Annotated in this window: 16 protein-coding genes; 12 read left to right on the top strand and 4 right to left on the bottom strand. The window is 38.0% G+C overall.

Annotated elements, in window-relative coordinates; genetic code table 11:
* Positions 1-32: 32 nt before the first annotated feature.
* The 4 genes from HND50_09825 to HND50_09840 form a co-directional block, all read right to left on the bottom strand.
* Positions 33-2,048, bottom strand: a complete 2,016-nt coding sequence (locus tag HND50_09825; GenBank protein ID NOG45520.1) for a peptidase M13 — start codon at positions 2,046-2,048, stop codon at positions 33-35.
* Between the two features lie 184 nt (positions 2,049-2,232).
* Positions 2,233-6,033: a PKD domain-containing protein gene (locus HND50_09830; GenBank protein ID NOG45521.1), complete on the bottom strand. Its 3,801-nt coding sequence runs from the start codon at positions 6,031-6,033 to the stop codon at positions 2,233-2,235.
* A 259-nt stretch (positions 6,034-6,292) separates the two neighbouring features.
* Entirely contained in the window at positions 6,293-7,546 is a 1,254-nt protein-coding gene (locus HND50_09835; GenBank protein NOG45522.1) for a T9SS type A sorting domain-containing protein, read from the bottom strand.
* A 39-nt stretch (positions 7,547-7,585) separates the two neighbouring features.
* Positions 7,586-9,319, bottom strand: coding sequence for a T9SS type A sorting domain-containing protein (locus HND50_09840; protein ID NOG45523.1), 1,734 nt, complete (start codon positions 9,317-9,319; stop codon positions 7,586-7,588).
* A 559-nt stretch (positions 9,320-9,878) separates the two neighbouring features.
* On the opposite strand from HND50_09840, the gene HND50_09845 reads away from it, so the two are divergent.
* The 12 genes from HND50_09845 to HND50_09900 all read left to right on the top strand — a co-directional run bounded on the left by HND50_09845 (position 9,879) and on the right by HND50_09900 (position 24,807).
* Positions 9,879-11,942 (top strand): serine protein kinase, encoded by a 2,064-nt coding sequence (locus HND50_09845; protein ID NOG45524.1) that lies wholly within the window; start codon positions 9,879-9,881, stop codon positions 11,940-11,942.
* A 148-nt stretch (positions 11,943-12,090) separates the two neighbouring features.
* Positions 12,091-13,197: a DUF444 family protein gene (locus HND50_09850; protein ID NOG45525.1), complete on the top strand. Its 1,107-nt coding sequence runs from the start codon at positions 12,091-12,093 to the stop codon at positions 13,195-13,197.
* The gene (locus HND50_09855; protein ID NOG45526.1) at positions 13,194-14,660 is read left to right on the top strand and encodes a SpoVR family protein; all 1,467 of its coding nucleotides are present in this window, start codon (positions 13,194-13,196) and stop codon (positions 14,658-14,660) included. The genes HND50_09850 and HND50_09855 overlap by 4 nt, the downstream gene beginning before the upstream one ends.
* A gap of 123 nt (positions 14,661-14,783) precedes the next feature.
* Positions 14,784-15,290 carry a hypothetical protein gene (locus HND50_09860; protein NOG45527.1) on the top strand — a complete coding sequence of 169 codons (507 nt, stop codon included), beginning with the start codon at positions 14,784-14,786 and terminating at the stop codon, positions 15,288-15,290.
* A gap of 47 nt (positions 15,291-15,337) precedes the next feature.
* Complete coding sequence (locus HND50_09865) at positions 15,338-16,432, top strand: T9SS type A sorting domain-containing protein (GenBank protein NOG45528.1); 1,095 nt, start codon at positions 15,338-15,340, stop codon at positions 16,430-16,432.
* Positions 16,433-16,605: 173 nt separating this feature from the next.
* Positions 16,606-17,859: a transporter gene (locus tag HND50_09870; GenBank protein ID NOG45529.1), complete on the top strand. Its 1,254-nt coding sequence runs from the start codon at positions 16,606-16,608 to the stop codon at positions 17,857-17,859.
* A gap of 24 nt (positions 17,860-17,883) precedes the next feature.
* Positions 17,884-19,287 carry a hypothetical protein gene (locus HND50_09875; protein ID NOG45530.1) on the top strand — a complete coding sequence of 468 codons (1,404 nt, stop codon included), beginning with the start codon at positions 17,884-17,886 and terminating at the stop codon, positions 19,285-19,287.
* Between the two features lie 112 nt (positions 19,288-19,399).
* Positions 19,400-19,945, top strand: a complete 546-nt coding sequence (locus HND50_09880; protein NOG45531.1) for a TlpA family protein disulfide reductase — start codon at positions 19,400-19,402, stop codon at positions 19,943-19,945.
* Positions 19,946-20,107: 162 nt separating this feature from the next.
* Positions 20,108-20,335, top strand: coding sequence for an addiction module protein (locus tag HND50_09885; protein NOG45532.1), 228 nt, complete (start codon positions 20,108-20,110; stop codon positions 20,333-20,335).
* Positions 20,325-20,630 (top strand): type II toxin-antitoxin system RelE/ParE family toxin, encoded by a 306-nt coding sequence (locus HND50_09890; protein ID NOG45533.1) that lies wholly within the window; start codon positions 20,325-20,327, stop codon positions 20,628-20,630. Before HND50_09885 ends, HND50_09890 begins: the two co-directional genes overlap by 11 nt.
* Positions 20,631-20,817: 187 nt before the next feature.
* Positions 20,818-22,719 carry a molecular chaperone HtpG gene (gene htpG / locus HND50_09895; protein ID NOG45534.1) on the top strand — a complete coding sequence of 634 codons (1,902 nt, stop codon included), beginning with the start codon at positions 20,818-20,820 and terminating at the stop codon, positions 22,717-22,719.
* A gap of 240 nt (positions 22,720-22,959) precedes the next feature.
* Positions 22,960-24,807 carry a T9SS type A sorting domain-containing protein gene (locus HND50_09900; protein NOG45535.1) on the top strand — a complete coding sequence of 616 codons (1,848 nt, stop codon included), beginning with the start codon at positions 22,960-22,962 and terminating at the stop codon, positions 24,805-24,807.
* Positions 24,808-25,540 lie beyond the last annotated feature (733 nt).

The following is a 25,540-nucleotide window of genomic DNA, read 5'->3' on the forward strand; positions in this document are numbered from 1 at the left end:
ATGACATTTAGTATTATTTTAAAACAAATTATTTACCAAATTTTTACTCGTTGGTCTTCAGAGCGATACATGGCATCGCCTTCCTTCACGTCAAATGCTTCATAAAACTCAGGCATATTCGATGTAATTCCATTTGCCCTGTACTGGCTTGGAGAATGAGGATCTGTCATCAGGCGTTGTCTCAATGCTTCATCACGATATTTGCGAGCCCAAATCTGTGCCCATCCAAGAAAGAAGCGCTGCTCTCCAGTCATTCCATCAATCACCGGAGAGTTTTTACCATTTAGTGAATTTTTATAAGCATAATATGAAACAGTCAAACCGCCGATATCTGCAATGTTTTCGCCAAGAGTTAATTTTCCATTAACATGCATCGTATCGATAGGATTATAACCATTATATTGTTCTATCATTACATTGGCGCGTTTTTTAAACTCTTCACCATCTTCTTTTGTCCACCAATCAATCAGGTTACCATCACCATTGTATTGCCTTCCACTGTCATCAAAACCGTGGATAATTTCATGGCCGATAACTGCACCGATTCCACCATAATTTACGGCGTCATCTGCTTCCATATTAAAGAAAGGAGGTTGGAGGATTGCGGCCGGAAACACGATCTCATTTTTTGGAGGACTGTAATAGGCGTTTACTGTTTGAGGTGTCATTCCCCATTCTGTACGATCAATTGGTTTGCCTAATTTGTCCATATCACGATTGTATTCAACGATGGTTGCTCTAACCAAATTACCAATCAGATCATCACTTTTTATTTCAAGCGCAGAATAATCTTTCCATTTATCCGGATAACCGATTTTAGGTGTGAATTTTGATAGTTTTTCCTGTGCTTTTACTTTTGTTTCAGCACTCATCCACTCCAAACCATCAATGCGTATCTTAAGTGATTCTCTTAAGTTATTAACAAGTTGTTTCATTCTTTCTTTAGCTTCGGGTTTGAAATGACGCTCCACATATAGTTTGCCAACAATCTCTCCGAGGGTGCCTTCTACAGATGATACAGCTCTTTTCCAGCGTGGTCGGTCTTTTTCTGTACCTGACAGGGTACGACTAAAGAAATCAAAATTTTCCGTTACAAAATTACTGCTCAAATAAGCAGCAGCGTCGGTGAGTACATTCCAGGTGTAATATGTTTTCCAATCTTCCAATGAAACTTTGCCGATTATTTTGTTAGCGGCTTGTAAATAAGTTGGCTGGAAAACACACAAACTGTCTTCTGCGCCAAATCCGGATTCTTGTGCATATAAGGCCCAGTTGAAGTTGGACATTTTTTTATCCAAATCTGCAATGGCCAGTTTATTGTATGTTTTTGCCGGGTTACGGTTTTCCACGCGTGTCCAATGGTTCTCAGCAATCATAGTTTCAATTTTTAAAATAGATTTTGCTTTAGCAGCTCCATTTTCAATACCGGCCATATCAAACATTTTTTCCATGTGTGTTAAAAATTTTGCGCGGATATCTATAAAACGATCTGTATCTTTTAAATAATAATCTCTGTCGGGCAAGCTAATTCCGGTTTGATAAATATTTACAATGTACTGGCTGGAATTTTTTCCGTCCTGGGCTATAAAATGAACAAATGGTCCGTAAACACCAATACTGGCCAGGTAAGCCATATGTTTAACTAAATCATCTTTACTATTAATAGCTGCTATTTTTTCCAACTCTTCATTTAACGGAGAAACGCCAAGTTCTTCAATTTTGGCACTATCCATAAAACTCAAATACATGTCGCCCACTTTTTGGGTGTTGCTGCCGGCAGGTTTATCTTTAGCGTTGGAGGCTTCTTCGATGATTTTACGAAGATTAATTTTTGCTTCATCGGCCAATTTTGTGAATGAGCCATAATTTGATTTGTCTGCTGGTATTTCAAAATCTTTTAACCAGGTACCATTCATGTAAGCATAAAAATCTTCACTTGGTTTTACAGTTTTATCCATTTGGGTTTGATCGATCCCGGATTTTAACTGTTTTTGACAAGACAGTAGAACTGCAATAAGCAGAACAGTAATAGAAAAATACTTAAACATTGTTTCCCCCTGTTTAGGATTAAATAAAATAAAGCTTTAGTGAAATGATTTTGCGGGTTTAAAAAGTTACGGTCATAAATGTACGGGATTAAAACTGAAAAGTTAAAATTTTTATTTACAAAGCTATAGACAATAAAAGCTGATTCTGAAGCCTTTTAAAGAACCAGCTTTTAGGAGATTTTTTTTATCTTATCAAAAGCATTTTACGAACCTGGCTAAATTTCTGTCCCATTTGAATTTTGTAATAATATACTCCACTTGCTATACCTGTTGCGTTAAACGTCACTTTGTGTTTTCCGGACATTTGCGGCTTGTCAACCAGTGTTTTTACCCTGCGACCCAATACATCATAAACAATCAGCTTAACATGTACGGGCGAATAGCTATTCGTCCCAACCTGATACTTAATTACCGTTTCAGGATTAAACGGGTTGGGATAATTGGCATAAAGTTTAAAATCTGTAGCCTGTATTTTTAATAAATCCTCTTTGATTCCAACTGGTAAAAGATCCGGTTTGCCTTCAACCCAATCCGCATTAATTATTAGTCCGTCAAAGCCGTTCGAGGTCAAATCGTTCAGCGTATCGCCATTGGCCTCATTAAACTGCCAATATCCAATTAAGCCGTCTATCTCAGGATCAATATAGTGGTTCCAGTTTTGTTGAATTCTGGTTGTAGAACGGGCAATATTCCACAAACGAACCTCGTCCAGCGCACCAATATAAGAACGTGATTTACTCAAAGCATCGGCCATAATTAATGGTGCTGTACTGTTGTCCCGTACAGGGCCAACTGCTTTGGAGGAAATTACACTCAACTCAGTTAAATCACCATTAACAAAAACCCTCAGGCTATCATTTTCTGAGTCAAATGCAATTGCTATATGTTGCCATGTATTTAGCTTAATGGAACTGTCCGGTGTTCCATAGGCGCTACTGGAACCACTTTCGTGACGCATATTAATCACAAAGCTTTCTGCATTATATTTCCCAGCATTTGTTTTTCTTAAAAAGCCACTTAAGTTACCTTTATCAAAAATTCGGCCTAACCCTGTTACTGCTTTTCCCCAGTCTGTGGGATTAATCCAAAACTCTAGTGTATAAGCCGTTGTAATATTCAAACCGGAATCTGCTTGAATTTCTACATAGTTTTCTTGTATGTCAAAAGCCAAAGCACTCTCTCCATTAAAGACACGGATAAAATCGTTAAATACGGTGTCAGTCTGGATTGAGTCATTTTGTAGTTTCAGTTTCACGTCAAAGCGGCCAGGTGAATCATAAACGAATTGTGGGTTTTGCAGATCAGAATCGATCAAGCCATCATTATCAAAATCCCATTGCCAAACCAATGATGAATCGGACTCATCATAAAAGGAATAATCTGTAAAGTTCACATTGAAGGGCGCGTGTCCGCTCTGGGAATCCTTGGCGAAGCGCGGCTTTAGTAGAAGGGGAATATCAAAAAACTTAATTACAGTAGCCAAAAAATCTTCTCTGGAGTTTGGAATACCGTTATCAACTAACTCGGCAAAGGCATAAGAGAAAACCAGGGATTTCTGACCATATACACCTTCAGACTGAATAGAAACATTGCCATAATCTGCTTCGATTAATGCTACTAATCCATTCCCGTCCGGTTGAAAACGATCGATTGAAGAATTGCCGATTTGGTTTGATCCCATAAAATGAATGTTGTTTAAAATGCTCAAGGGTTGGCCTATAAGATTTTCTGAAGCGTGATTTCCACTGGTCCCATTATCTACGGATTGTATTCCGAGTAAGTTCAACAGCTGAGAATTGCCGGATTGATTTTGCCCTAATACATCGCCTCCTTCTATGTAAAGGTTGCCGCCGTTTTCGAGGTATTCAACAACTACAGCAGCCATTTCATCGTTGAAGGGGGTAATTTCATGGCTTCCATTTCCAAATGATAAAAAAACAGCCTTATATCCAATCATTGAAGATGGTAGTTTTTCTGATCTGGAATATACATTTTGAATGTTTAATTCTTTTAACAAATTGTTGATATATCGCCCACTGTGATCAACGCCGCCCTTTACACCTTCCCAAACAAAAATACCGTCATTTACCGAGATGAAATCTAAAAGGGAATCTGTTGAACTATTTTTACCATCAGAAGCGGTGAGTTTAACAGTGTACAGACCAGGCTCTGTATAAGTGTGTTGTGGATTTTTCTGGTAGGAATCAATAATGCCATCGTTTTCAAAATCCCATTCCCATGTCGTAATTGTGTCGGGAAAAGAAAGGGATTGGTCTTGAAAATTAACTGTTAAACCTGCAGGGCCTCCTGTAGTATCGGCGGTAATAAAAATAGTAACAGGGTCTGTTATGTAGCCGGTTTCTGTAAAAATTTCAAAAATGGCATCCAAATTTTCACCGTCAAAGTTATCACGGTCTGATTGAATGAAGGCAAAGGCTGCATCTCGCTGACTTGAATTTTCATTAAGCATAGAAAGGCCTTCAAGAAAGTTAATATCAGTAGCATACTTGCCTATACGGTCATAAATCTTCATCAAAGAAGTTGCCCAAATCTGACCATCTGTATGGATTTGATTTATCAGGCCACCGGGATATTTTGCACCATAATCGCTTACCCTACCATCCCAAAAGGTGTTGTGACCGTCCCAGCTAAAAACCCAATTATATTTAGGGTGGGTCTCATCCATAAAACCTTTGTCACGCTTATAAGATTGTGCCCAATAATCACCACAACCTTCGCTCAATCCATCTACCTGGGAAAGCCCGCCATTTGTCAGCCAGTCATGCAATCCATGACCAAGCTCGTGAATCACAACATCATGATCTTCGCCATCGGCCACACCACCATCACCAAAAGCAACATAGCCCTGACTTGTATACCATGAATTATCGCCACCATTTAACCCATGTGGATCAAACTGTACTCCACCGGAATAATGGTACGGCATCAAACTGATTCCCAAAGTGTCATTTATATAGCGCATGGAACGATCGATATGATAAAATACATTGGTTGCCTCAAAACCATTCTGGCTGCGGGTAAAAAAGAAATTACTGCTATCCTGTTTATGCAAGCCTGTATAAGGGGCCTCATAATCCACGATGGAAGCATATTGACTTTTAAGGCTGTATTTGCCACCCTCCAAAGTTAATTCCTGAAGTGGCACCTGAACCAGTTGAGCCGACAAGGAATCAGAATCGTTATCGTTATTATCAATAAAACCGGTATCTCCATATTCTGCACCGGAGCGGGTGATGGGGTCGGGATTAAAAACCCAGCCAATTCCTGATTCCGGTAAACCGCTAAAATAGCATGCCTGGTCTTTGGCTTTAATTATTTCCCCGCTTTGAGCATCGATTAAAAATTCCCAGTCACCAAGATTTTTTCGTTGAGGGATAAATGATACTTTTTGTACAAGACGGTTATTTCTATTATGGCTGAAAACCATCATTTCATTTTTTAAAAACTTTACATCCTCAGATATGGCCAAATGACTTTTTGAGATCTGTAGCGCTTCGGTTTCTGAGATGGCGATTTCCTGATTTAGTGAGATATTTGGCTTATAGCTGTTTGCCACAAAAACAACTTCATTATTTCTGTTTATTGAAACTACGATACTGGATTTATAAACTGGGTAGTTTTGATAAATCTGCTTAAAGCGCACACGATAACCAGCGCGCATTTCTGATGTGGAAGAATGACGCAGAGTTTCCCCGACATTTTTAATGCCAAATTTATAGCCGTTTTCTTCGAGATAGTTTAGGGCTATTTCTACCGGCATATCAAAGTTGCTTTTATAATTAATATCGCGCAGAGCCGATGGATAATATTTTGCCTGATTGAGGGTACTGCTTTGTTTTTGAAATAAAACATTTTTAGCAGGATCAATTTCCAGGTGTAGGTTGGGTGATCCCTTTTGGGCAAAAAGAAAAGATGTTGAAAATGAAATTAACAAAATCAGGATTTGAAAAGTTTTGATCTTCATGGTTCTCCCATATGACGGTTTATTCAATTTTTTCCACAGATTCGCTCGGAACAATTAAAAGTTCTCATCTCTGTGATTCTCTTTGTCCACTGTGCCAGTCGGTAGACTGATCTGCCGAATGGCGGGGTTAAGGTTTTCCAGCCCCATAGAGAAAGGGGCTTTAAACAAGGCGTTTAAAATACAATAAATGTGCCTTTTTGCAAATAGCGAGATATTTTGGAGGATTAATATGAAAAGAAAAAGCCATACATCTGGTAGATTAGCGCAGGTAAAGCATTTTCTTTGTTTGGGTAAACTGGCCTGCTTTAACCTGGTACAGGTAAATACCGCTGGAAAGGTTATAGACCGTAGCATTAAAGCCCACGGTATAGTCACCGGGGTTTTGGCGGGCATTAAGCAGTGTCCCAACCTCTTCCCCAAGAATATTAAATATTTTTATTTGAACATGTACCTTGTCCAAACCATAGGCAATGGAATATTTAATTTTGGTAGAAGGATTAAAAGGGTTTGGATAATTTTGCCCCAGCTTAATTGTCTGTGGCATCACATTTTTTTTGTCCCCAAGCGTTGTAACGGAGTCACCATTTTCATCAACCAGCAGGTAACTAACATAGATATCCGGTAAATCACTACTGTCTTCTAACGCAGCGTCGTTATCAGATTGAAAAAAAAGAACCGTGCCATCTTCTGATATCCATGGATATTGGTCAGTTCCCCCAACATGGTCATTAATATTTGAATCAGGAAGAAAAGGTTTTGTATTAATATTCAAATAGTTTGAACCACCCCAGGTATTTTTTGTAGAGTCCCAATAACTGACACACAGCTCTAATCCGCGCTCATTTAGTATTTCATTGTCCCACGCGCGTAAACCATAATACATTTTCTTTTTATCTTTTGTAATGCTTAAACCAAAAAAATAACCAATGCCAAATTGCGGGTGCCAGTAATAGTTATTTAATAAACGCCATTGCTGCAATGTGTCGTCCCAGGCGTAAGCGGCTGGCCCGTCAGTTACCCACTGGTTACCAACGGTATAAATAGTGTCACGGCTTACTTCATACAGGTAATTCTCATGTGAGGAACTGTTGATAACGGGCCCCATATTATACGCCGGCCCCCAGTCGTTCAGGGAATCGCTCCAGTCGTTAAACCACAAGTCCCATCCGCCATAACCGCCCCAGGCGCTGTAATACAGGCGTTTGCCGTCTTTGCTTATGCTTGGGCTGCGCGTAGGCGTGCCGTTGTTTACATTGCTGTTTAACACCACAGGGGTTTGCCAAACCCCGTGCAGTTTCACGGAGCTGTATATGTTACCATGTTTTCTAAAATAGAGGGTGTCCAGGTTCTTTGTTAAGCTTGGCGTCCTTTCACCAACAAAGCGTATGGCAAAAGTATCAAGGCGTACCGGCTCGCTCCATATTTCCGGCGCAATGGGGTAGTCCTGGGCATGGGCGGCAATGGTCAAAAAGCCAAACAGGGGCAAAGCGCTTAAAACAGTTTTTATTTTCATGTTTTTTATATCCGGTTAGAAACAAATGCAAGAAAAAAACTATCTTATCAACAACATTTTTCTGGATTGTGCATGCCTTCCATTAATTCTTAATTGGTAAAAATAAACGCCGCTGGAAAGGCTGGTTCCGTCAAAAGTTACATTTTTTAATCCGGGGGGTTGCCTGTCTTTAACGAGAGTTTTTATTTTCCTGCCATTTGTATCATAAACCTCCAATAATACAGTGCTTTTTTTATTAAGGGTATAGCGAATTATTGTAGAAGGATTAAAAGGATTTGGGTAGTTTTGTGATAAATGAAAATCATTAAGCGGATTTGTTTTATCTATTCCCAGAATATCGATACAGCATAAAATTGAAACACCTTGAGTAACCCAGTCTGAGTGAGCATCAGATCCCTCCAAAAATAAACTTACACCCGGACTATAGTCTTCCAAATACAACAGCTCGAAATTGTTTTCTGCGTCTATCCTGCGTGATACACTAGGAAAAACATCAGACCATCCGTAAGTACCACCAATGTACTGTTGGTCACTAAAACCGAAGGGTTTTTGATGAGTATCAATAGCACTTGTTACCATCATAATATTTGTGGACATATATTCGCTAAGGGAATCACTAGGAAAATCTAATGCAAATACTATTTTCATTTCTTCGTCAATTTCTGGCCCTTGAAATGCAATAGCTACTTTATCGCCATTTTCTCCCACAGCAATTGAAGGATATGCTTGCCCAATCCCATTGCCGGGAAATGAATTTAATATTTGATCTGTTAGCGCTGTGTCCAGTTTGGCAGTTTCGATTACTTCCCTGATTACGTCATTCCAGTATCCAATCGAAAAAACAAAAACAGTGTCTTTGCCAAATATTTCCCTGCCATAACCGTTAAAAGCAACATGCAGGTGGCCCTGGCCATCCAAAGCAGAACTTAGTTGCGCGAAATTCTCTACAAGAAACTGGCGCCCATTTTCATGAAATTTTTCATCAACAATCAATTCGTTGGTCCAGGTTTGTCCGGCATTTTCACTTACCGCTAAATATAAGCCTTCTCCGGCTGCTGCTTCAGTTGTATCGTCCATTGTATATACTGAAACAAGCCTGTTATGGTTTGTTGGGTCAATCAATACCTCATTTGCTAAGTTGCCAAGTACCAGGTCAGTGTTAGGATTTTGAGGCCAATCCTGAAATGTCCATGTAGAGCCATTATTAGCACTATAAGCAATTTTATTTCCCAGGCTAACAACTATACTATTTCCTTGTACATCAATCCGCGGGCTATATATATTTCCATCATCTGTAAATATTGTATCTTCCAAAAAACTAAATTGTGCCTCACCTGAATCACGCCAAATAGAGATTCCATTATTACTGACTGCTATTAGTGCCTGATTGTCAGCTCCAGTTGTAATATTACCTAAAGCTGTTGTTCTATTACCTGTAACTTTATAGTTCCCCAAAAAAGCGGAAGTGTTGTTACTCAAAAAATCATAGGTAATATCCTGGGAGGTCTCTTCAGTTGATGTCTTCATATATGCCATATGCAATCCCTTTTCTGACCGGGCAATTAAGCGGATTGGGCTTTCGCTATAATCATATAGAGTTGCGCCAAGAAAGATATCCGAATTTGTTTTATTTATTACGTTTTGATTGACGGGAAAAGATTTTACCGGTGTTTTATTCCATTTTGGATTTTTTTTCGTCAGTTCAGGATTATTACCGGCGATGAGAATTGATGAAAAAAATATATTGAGTAATAAAAATATTGCACGTTTCATACCTTCCTCCCTGCTCAAATGAACATAGTGTAATGATTTGATGTAATTTTAATTGTTGAAATATTAACCACTGAGCACATATAGCTACTATTTGTATAGTATATTATGTTTATAATACCAGGGTCGTGGTTGGGATAAACGAGATGAATTTTAACTGCTATATTTTATAAAAACATTAACCTGATTACAAGAAAATTTTCGCAATAAACAATGGAAGATACCGCAGACAGGTTTATGACACTTTTTCAATTAAAAATAATTAAAGCCTAATGGAGAATCATACTTCTTCCGATTTAATAAAATATCCAATACGGGTTGGGAAAATTGACTTTCTGAAAGAGACTTCATTCATAATGTGACCTAATTATTAGTAAAATTTTACACTTGCTGCGGAACCCAGCCTCTATACTTATGTTATACCGATTAGTAAATGATTTGTATATAATGAGTCGAGTATAACTTTCAAGACGAAGTGTTTTTAAAAATTCATAACACTTCTGTTCAAGTATATAAAAAGTGCGCGTTTAAAAATAACAAGTTGCCCATTTAGGAGGTTATTATGAAAGCAAGTCAAAAGATTTTGGAAAGTTTTCAAAAGACTTTCAACGAGAAGCAATACGAAGACCTCAACTGGTCCGGTTCCTTCGAAGAATATCTGGACCGCGTTTCAGCTAACCCCCAAATTGCACGCAGCGCCTATCAGCGCATCTACCATATGATCCTCTCCTATGGCACCGAGGAATACACCGATAACAAAAAGAAAATAATCCACTATAATTTTTTTGATGACCCCAAGCATGATGGCAAAGATTCCATTTATGGGCTTGACATCTCTTTGATGAAACTTGTTAATATTTTTAAATCGGCCGCACACCGCTATGGCACAGAAAAACGTGTTTTGCTTTTGCATGGACCTGTGGGCAGTGCCAAAAGTACAATCGCCAGATTGTTAAAACACGGCTTGGAAGATTATTCCAAATCAAACGAAGGCGCACTTTATACATACAGCTGGGTAAATATTGATGGTGAAAATGATCATGAAATTCCATCACCCATGCACCAGGATCCGCTTTTACTGATGCCCGATGAACTGCGCGAAGTCTTTTTGAAGGAGATCAACAAGAGTTTACCGATCGAAGAAAAAATTACCCTGGCCGGAGATTTAAACCCATCCTGCCGGCAGATTTTTAAAAACCTAATGCTGAAATATCATGGCGATTGGAATAAAGCAATCCAGCACATTAAAGTACGCCGTTTAATCCTCTCGGAAAAAGACCGCATTGGTATTGGCACCTTTCAACCTAAAGATGAGAAGAATCAGGATTCTACTGAGCTGACCGGTGATATTAATTATCGCAAGATTGCCGAGTATGGCTCTGATTCTGATCCACGAGCTTTTAATTTTGACGGCGAATTTAACATTGCCAATCGTGGTATCATTGAATTTATTGAGGTTTTAAAACTGGATGTGGCCTTTTTGTACGATCTGCTTAGTGCATCACAGGAGCACAAAATTAAACCCAAAAAGTTTGCCCAAACCGATATCGATGAAGTGATTATAGGTCATACCAATGAACCTGAATATCGCAAGCTGCAAAACAATGAATTTATGGAAGCCCTACGTGACAGGACCGTAAAAATTGATGTGCCCTATATAACCAAATTTACCGAGGAAGTGAAAATCTATAAAAAGGATTATAATTCCAATAAAATTATGGGCAAACATATTGCACCTCATACAATAGAAATGGCGGCCATGTGGGCAATTTTAACACGCTTGGAAGAGCCAAAGAAACACAACCTGACCCTGCTGCAAAAATTGAAATTATATGATGGCAAAACAATTCCGGGTTTTACAGAAGACAATGTGCGAGAGCTTCGAAAAGAAACAGAACGTGAAGGTCTTGAAGGCATTTCACCACGCTACATCCAGGACAAAATCAGCAATGCGTTGGTCAGCGATATTGGAGAGAATTATATTAATCCGTTTATGGTGATGAACGAGCTTGAATCCGGTCTGAAAAACAGCAGCCTAATTACCAACGAGGAGATGAAAAAGAAATACAGAGAATTACTTGGTGTTGTAAAACAGGAATATACTGAGATTGTAAAAAATGAGGTGCAGCGTGCCATCAGCGCCGATGAAGACTCTATTTCAAAACTTGCGGGAAATTACATTGATAACATCAAAGCCTACACTCAAAAAGAACGTGTAAAAAATAAATACACAGGCGAAGATGAAGAGCCTAATGAAAGACTGATGCGTTCCATCGAAGAAAAAATTGATATCCCGGAATCGCGCAAAGATGATTTCCGCCGTGAAATTATGAACTATATCGGCGCCCTGTCCCTGGAAGGCAAGCAGTTTGATTATAAATCCAATGAACGTCTGCACCGCGCGCTGGAGAAAAAATTGTTTGAAGACCAGAAAGACACAATCAAATTAACAACTCTTGTTTCCAGTGTTGTGGATAAAGAGACTCAAAAGAAAATTGATATTGTTAAGGCGCGCATGGTTAAAAACTATGGCTACACGGAAGAAAGTGCCACGGATGTAATTAATTATGTTTCCAGTATTTTCTCCCGTGGAGACATAAAAACTGAACAGGAAGAAACAAAATAAATGCAAATAATTAAATGGCAAAATTCAAAAATCAAATAAATAAGAAAAAAGAAATTTAAAATCCCAAACGGTATATCCCGATTTTGAGATTCTTACTTAGTTTGGAATTTATTATTTGTGTTTTGAAATTTTACTTTAGTAGAAAGTAATTATGGTCCTTCAAATAGAAGAAGACGTAAATCGCTTTAAGAAAATCATCAAGGGTAAAATAAAAGAGAACCTGCGCAAATATATTACCCATGGTGAAATGATTGGCAAAAAGGGCAAGGAATTTGTCAGCATCCCGATTCCGCAAATCGATTTACCGCGCTTTAAATATGGCGATCCCCAAAAGGGTGGTGTAAGCAGCGGACCGGGAGAAGAAGGCGATGTGATAGGGCAGGAAGGCGAAGAAGGAACCGGCGAAGCTGGGAATATGCCGGGCAAGCATGTCCGCGAAGTTGAACTGACCATGGATGAGTTGGCCAATCTTTTAGGCGAGGAATTGGAACTGCCGAGGATTGAGCCAAAGGGCGGCAAAGAAGTTACCAGCAAGCGTACAAAATATAGCGGCATTAGAAATACCGGCCCGGAATCTCTCAAACATTTTAAACGCACTTATCGTGAAGCCTTGAAAAGACAGGTTTCTTCCAATGAATATAATAAAGACAAACCGATCATCATCCCGATTAAAGAAGATAAAAGATATCGCTCCTGGAAAACAGAATTAAAGCCGCAAACAAATGCTGTTGTGATTTATATGATGGATGTGTCCGGTTCCATGGGCGATGAGCAAAAAGAGATTGTACGTATCGAAACTTTTTGGATTGATACCTGGTTGCGCTCTCATTATCCCGGTTTGCAAACACGTTATATCATCCATGATGCAGCAGCTGCCGAGGTGGATCAGGAAACATTTTTTACAACCAAGGAGAGTGGTGGAACGGTCATTTCATCGGCCTATTCTTTGTGTGCCCAAATAATTGAACGTGAATATCCTGCCAGCGAGTGGAATATTTACCCGTTTCATTTTTCTGATGGGGACAATTGGTCTCTCGAAGATAATGCACGTTGTTTTGAAATTATGGAAGATAGGCTTTTCCCGGTGAGTAATATGTTTTGTTATGGCCAGGTAGAAAGCCTTTATGGCAGTGGAAAGTTTATAAACGATTTGCATGATCAGTTTAAGGAAGATGAAATTCTTGTAACCTCAGTTGTCCCAAACAGGGAAGGTATTTTAGACTCCATAAAAGACTTTTTAGGAAAAGGCCGATGATACTTTCTGGTGAACTGGCAGAAGCCAAAGTTGAAATTGAACAGTATGCAGCCGATTATGGTCTGGATTTTTTTCCGCTCATTTTTGAAATATTGCAGTCAGGAGAAATAAATGAACTGGCGGCCAAAGGTGGTTTTCCAATCCGGTATCCTCATTGGCGTTTTGGAATGGAGTTTGAGCAGCTTAACAAAGGCTACACCTACGGTCTGCAAAAAATTTACGAGATGGTTATAAACACCGATCCCTGTTACGCCTATCTGATGGATGCCAATAACATCATTGATCAAAAGCTGGTGATGGCGCACGTTTACGGCCATTGCGATTTTTTTAAAAACAATTATTATTTTTCCAAAACCAATCGCAAAATGATGGATGAAATGGCCAACCATGCCACACGCATCCGCCGCTATATTGATCAGGTTGGCCAGGAGAATGTAGAAGATTTTATTGATCGCTGTTTGTCGCTGGAAAACTTAATCGATTATTATGCACCTTTTATTAAAAGATCTAGCGATGTAATTGACGGGCCAAAGAAGATTAAAAAGCTGAAAAGTAAAAAATATATGGACAGCTTTATTAATCCGCCAGAATTTATTGAGCAGCAAAAACAGCTTTTGAAAGAAGAGCATGATGTGATGCCGGCATTTCCTTCACAACCCGAAACAGATGTGCTGCAATTTTTGATGGAGTTTGCCCCTCTGGAAAACTGGCAGCGAGATGTATTGAGTATTATCAGCGAGGAATCCTATTATTTTGCACCGCAAGGGATGACAAAAATTATGAATGAAGGTTGGGCCTCATACTGGCATTCCACAATCATGACCACAAAAGTTTTAGGCGATGGCGATGTAATCGATTATGCTGATCATCATTCAGGAACAGTGCACATGAGTCCTGGACAAATGAATCCGTATAAGGTGGGGATTGAACTTTTTAGGGATATTGAAGACCGCTGGAATAAGGGACGCTTTGGGAAAGAATATGAAGAATGCGATAGTTATGAAGAGAAGAGAAAATGGGATAAAAAAATAGGACTTGGGCGGGAAAAAATTTTTGAGGTGCGCAAAATTTATAATGATGTCACTTTTATTGACACATTTTTAACACAGGAATTTTGCCAGGATAACCAGCTTTTTACTTATCGGTATAATGAGCGCACAAAAGAATATGAGATCAATTCCCGTGAGTTTGAAGCAATAAAACAACAGCTTTTGTTTTCTTTGACGAATATGGGACAACCCAAAATTCAGGTGGTAAATGGCAATTATGAAAATCGTGGTGAATTACTTTTACAACATGTAACTGATAACTTTGGTCTGGACGAAGCTTACGCCCATCGAACTTTGGAAAATTTATTTTTTATGTGGAAGCGTCCGGTTCAGATTCAGACAAAATCGGGCGAGACAACAATTATTATGGCTTTTGATGGCAAAGAGCATAAAACGCAGGCAATTGGGGAGTAGTAAGTGATGGTGTCATTCAGAGCGGAACAAAAGTGGAGCGAAGAATCCTATGCTTTCGCTGATTGGATGCTTCGTACCTCAGCATGACAATTATCCATGACTAACATTTCAAAGAAAAATAGTATGAGCAAAGCAAAAAAAATATTTGACGATTTTAAAAACTTTGATAAACCGCTGGTAATTAGCGATTCAACCAGAAATTACAATCGTTATAATTACAAGAATGATTTTGAGCTCTCAATTGATTATTTCAAAAAAAGTGATTTAGGTGCCGAATTATTAGCCATAAAAATGATCGATAAAAATCTGCAGAACCTGGTGAATGCCAAGGATAAACTGGAAAAATTTAGTAATGAGCTTTGTGACAGGATAACCTATCTAACAGAAAGTTTTCGTTTAATTGAGATGGATTCAAAAAATAATAAAGCGCAAATCCGTAGCTATCCACCATTTATAAAACAAAATGAAAAACTCTTTTTTGAGATTGTAATCAATGCCTCGCAATGCTCGCTTTTACTTTCACGGAAAGTGTATGATAAATACAATCATTCCACCAAACCCGTCAGCTTTATTTTAAATGATGAAATTTTAGAAAGAATTATTGCTGATTTAATCCTTCAGAATGCTTAGATTCAAAACTCTTGAAAAAACAACAACCTGGATATTGGATATTTCAAATGACATTGAAAAAAATTTTTATGAAACCGTTTCTGTTCTTTTTACTAAGTCTTTCTTTTTTAAATGCTCAAACGACAATTTTCCCAAATGTGTATGGCGAAGAGCTTAAATCAAAATTAGTCCAGGATTATAAGACGGGTTCGGTATTAAGTTATGGCACAGCACGGGATAGTATGTATGCAAGGATTGATAATGTTGATGGCACAATTACTTGCGTTTATAGTGGTTACAGCATTTCAGTTCCTTATGGCTCAGCCAATCCACGAACTTACACAAATGGCGCAAATCCCATCATAAACTGTGAGCACACATGGCCTCAGAGCAAAGGTGCATCGGGTAATGCAAAAAGTGACATGCACCATTTATGGCCAACAAATGCTAATCCAAACTCAGGAAGAGGCAGTTTACCTTTTGCAGAAATTGATGATAGTGATACAGATAGATGGTACTTGAACGTAAACTATGTTACCGGCACACCTTCATCGCAGATTGATGAATATAGTGAATTGGATCTGGACAAAAGTTTTGAAGTACCTGAAGCACATAAAGGAAATGTAGCCAGGGCAATGTTTTATTTTTATACAATGTATAAAAGCCAGGCAGATTCAGAAGATCCAAATTTCTTCAATGTACAGAAAGATGTTTTGAGAAAATGGAACATGATGGATCCGGTAGATGAAGCAGAGATTACCCGAACAAATCATATTGCCAGGCTGCAGGAAGGAAAGCCCAATCCATTCGTTTTAGATACTACCCTGATTGGCCGAGCTTATTTTGGTGTTACAACAAATCTTGAAGAATTTCAAAATTATAGGGCTGAATCTTTTAAGCTAAATCAAAATTATCCTAACCCATTTAATCCGGAAACCGTTATTAGTTATCATGTAAAGGCATATGGCAATTCGCCCCAACATGTTAAGCTTGCAGTTTATGATTTGTTGGGTAGGGAAATAAAAACACTGGTAAATGGAATCCAAAAACCTGGATTGCACAAGATTACTTTTAATGCAGTATCGTTTCCAGCCGGTGTATACTTTTATTCGTTACAAACAAATGAAGGCAGCATTACCCGCAAAATGCTTCTCCTGCCATAGCAGTTTGATATGTTTGCTCCTATTGACTTTATCGAACCACCAATGTAGTTTTCTCAGGCTTAAACGACACTCTTTTAATAATCCCAAAAATTAACTAATCAAATTATTTGTTTTCCAGATGTATTTGTAGGAATCAAGTAAATAAATCAACTAATTATTTAATGGAGGCATTTATGCTTAAGAAGTTTACAATGTTGGTCTCAACCATCATCTTCTCTGCATCAATGGTTTTTGGATCCGGCTTTTCAATTTATGAGCAGGGTGCAAAAGCAACAGCAATGGGCGGCGCTTTTATAGCCCAGGCTAATGATGTAACAAGTGTTTTTTATAACCCCGCAGGGATAACAAGTCAAGAAGGTTTTCAGATTGGTTTAGGTACAACGATAATTATCCCGGCCTTTGCATTTCAGGGACCGGATAATTTAGATCCAAACTTATATACTGAAGCAAAAGACCTGGTTTTTCCACCTTCTACATTTTATGCCACATATCAGATAAATGATAAATTAACCGCGGGATTCGGTTTTTATACTTTGTTTGGATTAGGTTCAGAATGGGATCAGAATTGGGCCGGACGTCAACTGGCTACAAACTCTCATGTTCAGACATTTTACCTGAACCCTGTTGTTGCTTACGAAATAATGGACGGATTATCTGTTTCTGCCGGTTTTAATTATGTGATTGGTAATGTTACTCTTGAAAAAAGCATTTGGTTTGGTCCAAGAAATGTCTTTGGTGAATCCAAATTAGATGCCTCAGGAAATGGAATGGGTTTTAATGCCGGTTTTCAGTTTAAAGCCACAGACGATTTAACAATCGGCGCTATTTATCGTTCTAATGTTTTACTTGAGTTTGATGGCGGCGATGCAACATTTGAATTTCCAACCACAGATAATCCAATAATCAATGCTGAAATTGGCGCTCTCTTTCCAGAAACAAAAGGAAGCTCAGAAATTGAACTACCAACTATGATTGGCTTTGGTGTGGCTTATCAGTTTACTGACAAATTGATTGCAGAGTTTGATTGGATGCAACTTGGTTGGAGCTCTTATGATGAATTGAAAATCACTTTTGATGATCCCGTTGGCGGCAGCACAGAATCTTTAGTTGAAAGAAAATGGGAAGATTCCGCAAGCCTGCGTTTTGGACTTCAATATTCTATAAATGATGATGTTGATCTACGCCTTGGATATTTAAGAGATAACAAAGCTGTGCCTGATGAGCGGGTCGAGCCTTCTTTACCTGAAGGGGACCGTAATCTTTATTCAATAGGATTTGGCTATCGGTTAGATAATTTGACTATTGATGGATTTTATATGTTGCTTACCCAGGATGATCGTAAAATTACAACTTCGGTTGATGATTTTAATGGTGAGTACACAGGCTTAAGCTCCCTGTTTGGTGTAAGTTTTCAGTATGGTTTATAACCCAGAATATAAGGAGACAATTTTATGAAAATTTTCAATTTGTTTTTTATTGTTACGCTGTTTGCCTTTTTTGGGTGTTCCCTTGATACCCCAAGCGAAACGGCCACAGTTTTGAGTACTGGCGATGCCAATTTTACCAGCTATGCGGCACTTGGCAATAGTTTAACTGCCGGGTACCAATCAGGTGCTCTAACAGAAAGACACCAGCAATATAGTTATGTAAATTTTATTGCCCAACAAGCCGGTGTTACAACTTTTCAACAACCTTTAATTGGGTATCCGGGTATTGGTACAAACACAGAAGATGGTGGCGGGATTATTGAGTTAACAGCTCTGGATGGCGGTAGTGGATCCCCACTGCTTACACCCGCGGCACTTGCAGATTATCCTTCATTCAATCCCTTAATGCCTTGGGCCTCTGATGCTGTTAGAGATTACCCTGCACCATATAATAATTTAGGTGTTCCGGGAGCAGTTTTGTGGGATGTTATGAATGCAACAAGCTCTGCAAATTCTGGTGCTGGAACAACAAATAACACCATGTTCGATGTTATTCTAAGAAATCCAAACCTGGACCCAATTGGTGGTCAAAGTTTTACTGCCTTCCAACAGGCAAAATTATTGCAAGCAACTTTTATTACATGCTGGATCGGTAATAACGATGTTTTAGGTTATGCGACAAGCGGAGGTACTTCTCCTGCAGCGCCAACAGATCAAACTACTTTTGGATTTTTATATGGTGTAATGCTGGATTCTTTGGTTGCAACCGGTGCCGATGTAGTTTTAGCAAATATCCCTGATGTAACAGCAATTCCATTTTTTACAACAGTTCCTTATAAAGTTGATCCAGGAACAGGAACAGAAGTAGCATTGGTTATAAGCACAGCTGATGGTCCTCGTCAGGCAACTGCAGATGATTTTATTCTTTTAACTGGTTCAAGTTTAATTGGTGATGTTTCTGGTACATACGGGCCGGCTGGTGTTCCGGTTGGTTTTGATGGAAGCGCTCCAATGCCTAATTCAGTAGTTTTGGATGAAGATGAAATTGCTGTTGCAAAAGCGGCAGTTTCTGGTTTTAATTCAACTATCGCTTCACTTGCATCAGCAAAGAATGTACCTGTCGTAGATGTAAATAGTATTTTTAATGACATCCACGCACATGGCCGTGAAATTGCTGGACTAACATTTACAACATCATTTATTACTGGTGGGCTTTTTAGTTTGGATGGGGTTCATCCAAGCGATTTAGGGTCAGCAATTATAGCAAACGAATTTCTTACTACGATCAATGAAAACTTTGATGCTTCTATTCCTCTGGTAAATGTGATAGATGTAATGGAAGATATTTCACTTAAAAAGTCTTCTTCACAAATCACCTATAATAAAGAGACTTTTGATAATGTTGTAAAATTGTTTGGCGGAAAATAAATCCGAATAAAGATTATTAAAAAGGCAGGGAATTAATTTTCTCTGCCTTTTTTTGTTTAAGTCCATTATTTCTGTATCTTCCGCCGGTTTTAAAATGCAAACGGGATTAAAGATGAAATTCATTTCAACAATTTTCTTAATTATTTCAATTATTTTTACAAGCGCAATTTCTCAAACTACCACTACCGCAGATTTAAAAGTTGGCGATAAAGCACCGGCCTTTTCATTACCCGATCTTGAAAACAACTACGTTTTTTTGCGCGATTTTAGCGGGGAGAAACTTCGTAAGCCCTGGAAGAATAAAACGAAATATGCCGTGGTAATAAGTTTTTTTGCCACTTGGTGCGGTCCATGTAAAAAAGAAATCCCCTATCTTGAAAAGCTTCAAACTGAATTTAAAGAAAAAAATATCCGCTTTTTTCTGATTGATGTCGGTGAGGAGCGTGAAGTGCTGGATGAATATTTAAAAGATAATAAAACAAGTATCACCATTTTGCATGACCGTTATAAACAAACTTCTGAAAAATTTGGAGCCAACTCACTCCCCCGCCTAATAGTAATGGATAAAAATGGTATTATTCAGTTGATTAAAAAAGGGTTTAAAGATGGTGAATCTTTTATGATCGAGATGAAAGCCTTACTTGCTACATTAGTTTAGGTTTTTCAAGCTTTCGAGACAAATCCAGCATCCGCTAAAAATGCGAGATCGTTAGTATAATCACTACTTAATCGGTTCTCAAATTTAGGTTTTGGGAATTGCTTCTTTTAATTATAAATTAGATTAAAAAAATAATGCAAATTCAATTATAAGATCCTTATTATGAATAAACTGACTGCAAAAGATACATTGGACTTGTCGATTCCTGAAAGAATACAATTGGTTGAGGATATTTGGGACACTATAGCTGCAAAAGCAGATTCTGTAGTTTTAACCGACAGGGAAAAAAAAATAATTGATGATAGATTGAAAGCTTATCATAAAAATCCCGACTTGGGTTCTCCCTGGGAAGATGTATACAAAAGAATTGTGAACGGTAGTGAAATATAAATTAATCATTTCACCTGAAGCCGAACAAGATATAAAGGAAGCTTTCTATTGGTATGAAGAAAACAGAAAAGGATTAGGACACGATTTTTTACTTCAGGTTAACGGTGGTTTAAAATTTATTGAAAGGTCTCCAAAGGTTTTTAAAGAAGAGTATAAAGGAACGCGTAAACATGTGATTAAAAGATTTCCATATAAAATAATTTATATAGTGCAAGATAATCTAATAAATATTCTGGCTGTCATTCATGGCAGTAGAAATCCTAAATATACATCAAGTAGAATTAACAGCTTTTAAAAGTGTAAACTAGCTCTTGATTTCCAACCCTTCCTTTATGTAAATTTGCGCCGCTAAAAATTATGTAACCTGTTTAAAAGACAGGCATTTAAAAATAAAAATTAATAAATAAAAAATCCTGACCGCAATGATGGAACAGGATAACTAAATGTTTTAGGAGGAATAGAAATTGGCTAAGACCCGTAAAATGAAATTTAAAACAGAAGTAAACAAACTTCTGGATATATTAACACATTCGCTTTATTCTAACCGTGAGATTTTTCTGCGTGAATTAATTTCCAACGCATCAGACGCATTGGATAAACTGCGTTTTGAGTCAACCCGTGGAACCGATTTGGCTGATTCCGATCTTCCTTTGGAAGTATGCATTGATGTTGATGAAGCTGCAAAACAGATTACAATTACAGATACCGGAATTGGTATGAATGAAGAAGATATCATTGCCAACCTGGGTACGATTGCCAAATCCGGCACAGAAGCGTTTTTAAATATGATGGCTGAAAATGGCAAAGCCGAAGAAAAAGACAAAGATGACGCTTCAACAATTATTGGTAAATTTGGTGTTGGATTTTATTCTGTTTTTATGGCTGCAGATAAAGTAGTAGTAACGTCAAAATCGTTTAAAAAAGATGACGCGGCTGTACGTTGGACATCTGATGGTTTGGGTAGTTTTAGTCTGGAAGTTTTGGATAATGGCGATGTAAAACGCGGCACATCCATCGAAATTCATCTGAGAGAAGATGCAAACGATTTCGCATCCAAGGATAAAATTAAGGAAGTAATAAAGAAACACTCTAACTTCGTAAACTTCCCAATCAATATTGATGGTGAAAAAGCCAACACAGTTACTGCATTATGGCGCGAACCAAAGTTTAAAATAAAACAGGAAGAATACGACGAGTTTTACAAATTTGTAAGTCACGATTTTCAGGAACCGATGGATACAATCCATGTTTCTGTTGATGCACCTGTTCAATTTAATGCCCTGGTTTTTATTCCAAAGCAGGTATTCGATATGTTTGGCTCTCAAAAAGACGATCGCGGGCTTGATCTTTATGTTAATGGTGTTCTTATCCAAAATAAAAATAAGGATTTAATCCCTGAGTACCTTGCTTTTTGTAAAGGCCTTGTTGAGTCACCGGATATTCCGTTAAACGTTTCCCGCGAGACTTTACAAGAAAATCTTGTTGTAAAGAAAATATCGCAGGCGTTGGTAAAACAAATCTTAAGCCACCTTGCTAAAAAAGCCAAAAAGGAAGCGGAGAAATACGAGACATTTTGGAAAGAACATGGCAAAATTTTCAAGTTTGGTTACCAGGATTTTGAGAATAAAGATAAATTTGCCGATCTGCTCTTATTCAACTCATCGGCCAATGAAAATGCCGATCAGCTGACATCGTTGGCGCAGTATGTGGAGCGAATGAAGGAAGATCAAAAGGAAATTTATTATTTAACAGGTGCCAGCCGCGCAGCTATTGAATCTGATCCGCATTTGGAAATTTTTAAACGCAAAGGTTTGGAAGCATTTTATTTGTATGAACCGGTTGATGAGTTTGCTTTGAGCGGTTTGAGCAAGTATAAGGATTTTGAGCTAAAAGCAGTTGAGCAGGTTGATTTGGGCAAACTGGAATCTTTTAAAGAAGAAGAAAAAGAGGGTGAAGAGAAAGCAAAAAGCCTGAGCAAAGCCGATGAAAAAATCTTTGATAAATTATTAAAACGCATTAAAGATATTTTAGGTGAACGTGTTACGGACGTGAAAGAATCGCAGAGATTGCACGACAGCGCCTCATGCCTGGTTAATCCTGATGGAAGCATGACATCGCATATGCATAAAATGATGCAGATGATGAACAAGGATTCCGCACCGCCACAAAAAATAATGGAGATCAATAAAGATCATAAGCTTACACGCAACCTGCTAAAAATATATAAAGCCGACCCGCGCGATGCTTTTATTGATAATGCTGCAGAGCAATTGTTTGAATCCGCATTGTTGTTAGAAGGTTACTTAACAGATCCGCACAAATTGGTTAACCGCATTAATGATGTTCTGGAACAATCAAGCGATTGGCACCCAGCTTCTAAATAGAATTTATTTTTTTATATCTTATATCCTTCCCGGTTTTATAACTGGGAAGGTTTTTTATTTTTAGTCATTTCTCTGGTTATTGCCCAAGATGGTTTTGTTTATAAAAACTGCAAATCAAAAAGTTTTTGGGATATAAATAAAATTCTCTCAACAAATGTTAACCAAATCATTATACAGTTTAAACATAATTCCTTATATTGCCCTCACCTAAAATTTTAACATTTAATTTACGGAGGAATAATGAAATTTTTTACTACACTGATTATTGTATGTTTTTTACCAGTCTTGGTGTTTAGCCAGGCAAATATATTTTTTTCCGAATATATAGAGCCGGATGGGGGATTTAATAAAGCTCTTGAAATCTATAATGCTTCCGATCAAACAGTTAACTTAGATAATTATGTCATAAAAAGTACATCAAATTCTTCAACAGATTGGGAATTTACCGATTCATTTCCAGCCGGAGCAACGATTGCACCTGGTGATGTTTATGTAATAATTGATGACCAGGCTGATGCAGCAGATTTAATTGCTGCAGCTGATTGGGTCACGTCAGGTTTTGAAGCAAATTTTAATGGGAATGATGGTCGTGCCATTTTCTTTATTGATGGTGATGTTTTGATTGATGCAATTGGAAACCCAAACAATCCTGATGCCCTTAATTGGGATGTAGCTGGCATTTCCGAGGGAACATTGAACCATACATTAATTCGTAAATCAAGTGTTGTTAACGGAAATACAGATTGGGCTTTATCAGCGGGCACTAATACAGATGATTCTGAATGGATTGTGTTGGATGCAAACACTTTTGAGAATATTGGTTTTCATGCATATGATGGTGGTAGTTCTGATCTTCCTCCTTCGGTTACAAATATTACCGCTTCTGCAAAAGTACCAGCTGCTGATGAGGTTTTAACAGTTACTGCAAGCGCAGAAGATGACAGCGGCCTTGTTAAAGTTGAGCTGTATTATTCAATTAATGATGGTGAAGAACAAGTGCTTGCAATGGAAAACATTACCGATGCTGTTTACTCTGCTAACATCCCTTCTTCCGCTTATAATAATGGCGATCGCCTGGTCTATTATATTTTAGCCGAAGATAACAAAGCCCAACAAAGGAAAACAAGTGAAATAAAACTATTTGTTGGAGATCCTTCTATTGCCGAAGTAAAACAACTTGATGAAACTGGAGTACTTGTTTTTAATGGATATTATGCCCAATTAACCGGTGTTCTTACAGTAAGTACTGGGGTTTTTGCCGTTGATGATTTACAAGTATTTATGCAAGATGGTTCTGCAGGAATCAATATTCGAATTGATGATGATACGACCAGTGTAATGACAAAAGGAAATTCTTATACTGTTGTTGGCAAGGTAGATCAATTTAATGGACTGATTCAAATTGAACCGGACGATTTTGGGACGGATGTTGTTGATAATGGTGCCGGCGAACTTCCTGCGCCAATTGAACTGACAATTGCCCAGTTGCTTTCCAGCCCAGAAGCATTTGAAAGTTTCCTCATTAAAATAGTTGCAGTTGATTCAGTTGCCGGTGGTGATCCTTGGCCTGCAGAGGGGGAAAATTCAAATATAACCATAACAGATGATGGAGAAACGAGCAAAATTGAAATGCGTATTGACAAAGAAACAAATATTGATGGTACACCTGTTCCTACTTTTCCAATTAACATAACGGGCTTATTTAACCAGTATGATACTTCTACTCCTTTGACAGAAGGCTACCAGATTTTACCACGTTCTTTGGAAGATATTGACGAGGTAACAGCCATTGGGGAAAAGCTGGAAATAAGACCACTTGTATTTAAACTTTATGATGCATTTCCAAACCCGTTTAATCCGCAAACAACATTGAAATTTGACTTGCCATTAAAAGAATCCAAAAACGCAATTGAGCTTAGTATATTTAATGTGTTGGGCCAAAAAATTACAACTTTGGCAAAAGGAAAACTAAGTCAGGGACAACACACATTTACATGGAATGCGGTTAATCAACCATCTGGGATTTATTTTGCTGTTCTAAATACTGGAACTACTCAACAAATTTCCCGCCTTTTATTGATAAAATAAAATTAGTTAATATTTAAATCCTTCGGCAGGTCATGAGCCTGCCGAAGCTTGATTTTAGAAGTTGCTCTTGGTAGATTGCTTATCTTGTAAAATCACCAAAATTTGTTCATTCGGAGAGAACTAATGCGTTTTGTGTTGCTAATAATGCTATTGCCACTGTTCCTTTTTGCCCAGGATCATTTATTAATTTCTGAAATCCTTGTTCCTTCCTCATCGGAAACAGAGACAGCATTCATAGAAATTTATAATCCAACAGATCAAAATATCTCGCTTAATAACACCTATCTTGCAAATTATGATACCTATTACGAAATGGTAAACGGTGATTATTCTAATAATACCGCCAAATTTCTGGCACGTTTTACAGATACTGAAATCGCTGCCAAAAGTAATATTGTAATTGCATTAGATGGGGCCGGTTTCCTTGCAAAGTTTTCTTCAGTAGCAGATTTTGAAATTTCTGCCAATGATGATAACACCACTGATATGAATGTGTTGTACGCAGGGGCGAATACTAAACTTGAATCGAGCAATGGAATGTTAATCCTTTTCCAGTGGGATGGCACTTCTGATCTTGTGCAAGACATAGATTATATGGCCTGGGGCTTTTTCTCTACAGGTTTTATGGATAAAAGTGGTGTTTCTATTGATGGGCCGGATGGCGATAGCGATGCCTCTTCCTATCTTGACGATTTATCTCCTGCAACTCAAAAGAAAGCTTCTATCCCAACTG

Source organism: Calditrichota bacterium, assembly GCA_013112635.1.
Taxonomy (GTDB): domain Bacteria; phylum Calditrichota; class Calditrichia; order Calditrichales; family J004; genus JABFGF01.

Excerpts from the sequence above, each read along its gene's own strand:
- HND50_09845 (NOG45524.1), top strand. The coding sequence starts at position 9,879 with ATGAAAGCAAGTCAAAAGATTTTGGAAAGTTTTCAAAAGACTTTCAAC.
- HND50_09900 (NOG45535.1), top strand. The coding sequence starts at position 22,960 with ATGAAATTTTTTACTACACTGATTATTGTATGTTTTTTACCAGTCTTG.
- HND50_09860 (NOG45527.1), top strand. The coding sequence starts at position 14,784 with ATGAGCAAAGCAAAAAAAATATTTGACGATTTTAAAAACTTTGATAAA.
- HND50_09885 (NOG45532.1), top strand. The coding sequence starts at position 20,108 with ATGAATAAACTGACTGCAAAAGATACATTGGACTTGTCGATTCCTGAA.
- htpG (NOG45534.1), top strand. The coding sequence starts at position 20,818 with ATGAAATTTAAAACAGAAGTAAACAAACTTCTGGATATATTAACACAT.
- HND50_09840 (NOG45523.1), bottom strand. The coding sequence starts at position 9,319 with ATGAAACGTGCAATATTTTTATTACTCAATATATTTTTTTCATCAATT.
- HND50_09870 (NOG45529.1), top strand. The coding sequence starts at position 16,606 with ATGCTTAAGAAGTTTACAATGTTGGTCTCAACCATCATCTTCTCTGCA.
- HND50_09835 (NOG45522.1), bottom strand. The coding sequence starts at position 7,546 with ATGAAAATAAAAACTGTTTTAAGCGCTTTGCCCCTGTTTGGCTTTTTG.
- HND50_09855 (NOG45526.1), top strand. The coding sequence starts at position 13,194 with ATGATACTTTCTGGTGAACTGGCAGAAGCCAAAGTTGAAATTGAACAG.
- HND50_09880 (NOG45531.1), top strand. The coding sequence starts at position 19,400 with ATGAAATTCATTTCAACAATTTTCTTAATTATTTCAATTATTTTTACA.
- HND50_09875 (NOG45530.1), top strand. The coding sequence starts at position 17,884 with ATGAAAATTTTCAATTTGTTTTTTATTGTTACGCTGTTTGCCTTTTTT.
- HND50_09825 (NOG45520.1), bottom strand. The coding sequence starts at position 2,048 with ATGTTTAAGTATTTTTCTATTACTGTTCTGCTTATTGCAGTTCTACTG.
- HND50_09865 (NOG45528.1), top strand. The coding sequence starts at position 15,338 with ATGACATTGAAAAAAATTTTTATGAAACCGTTTCTGTTCTTTTTACTA.
- HND50_09830 (NOG45521.1), bottom strand. The coding sequence starts at position 6,033 with ATGAAGATCAAAACTTTTCAAATCCTGATTTTGTTAATTTCATTTTCA.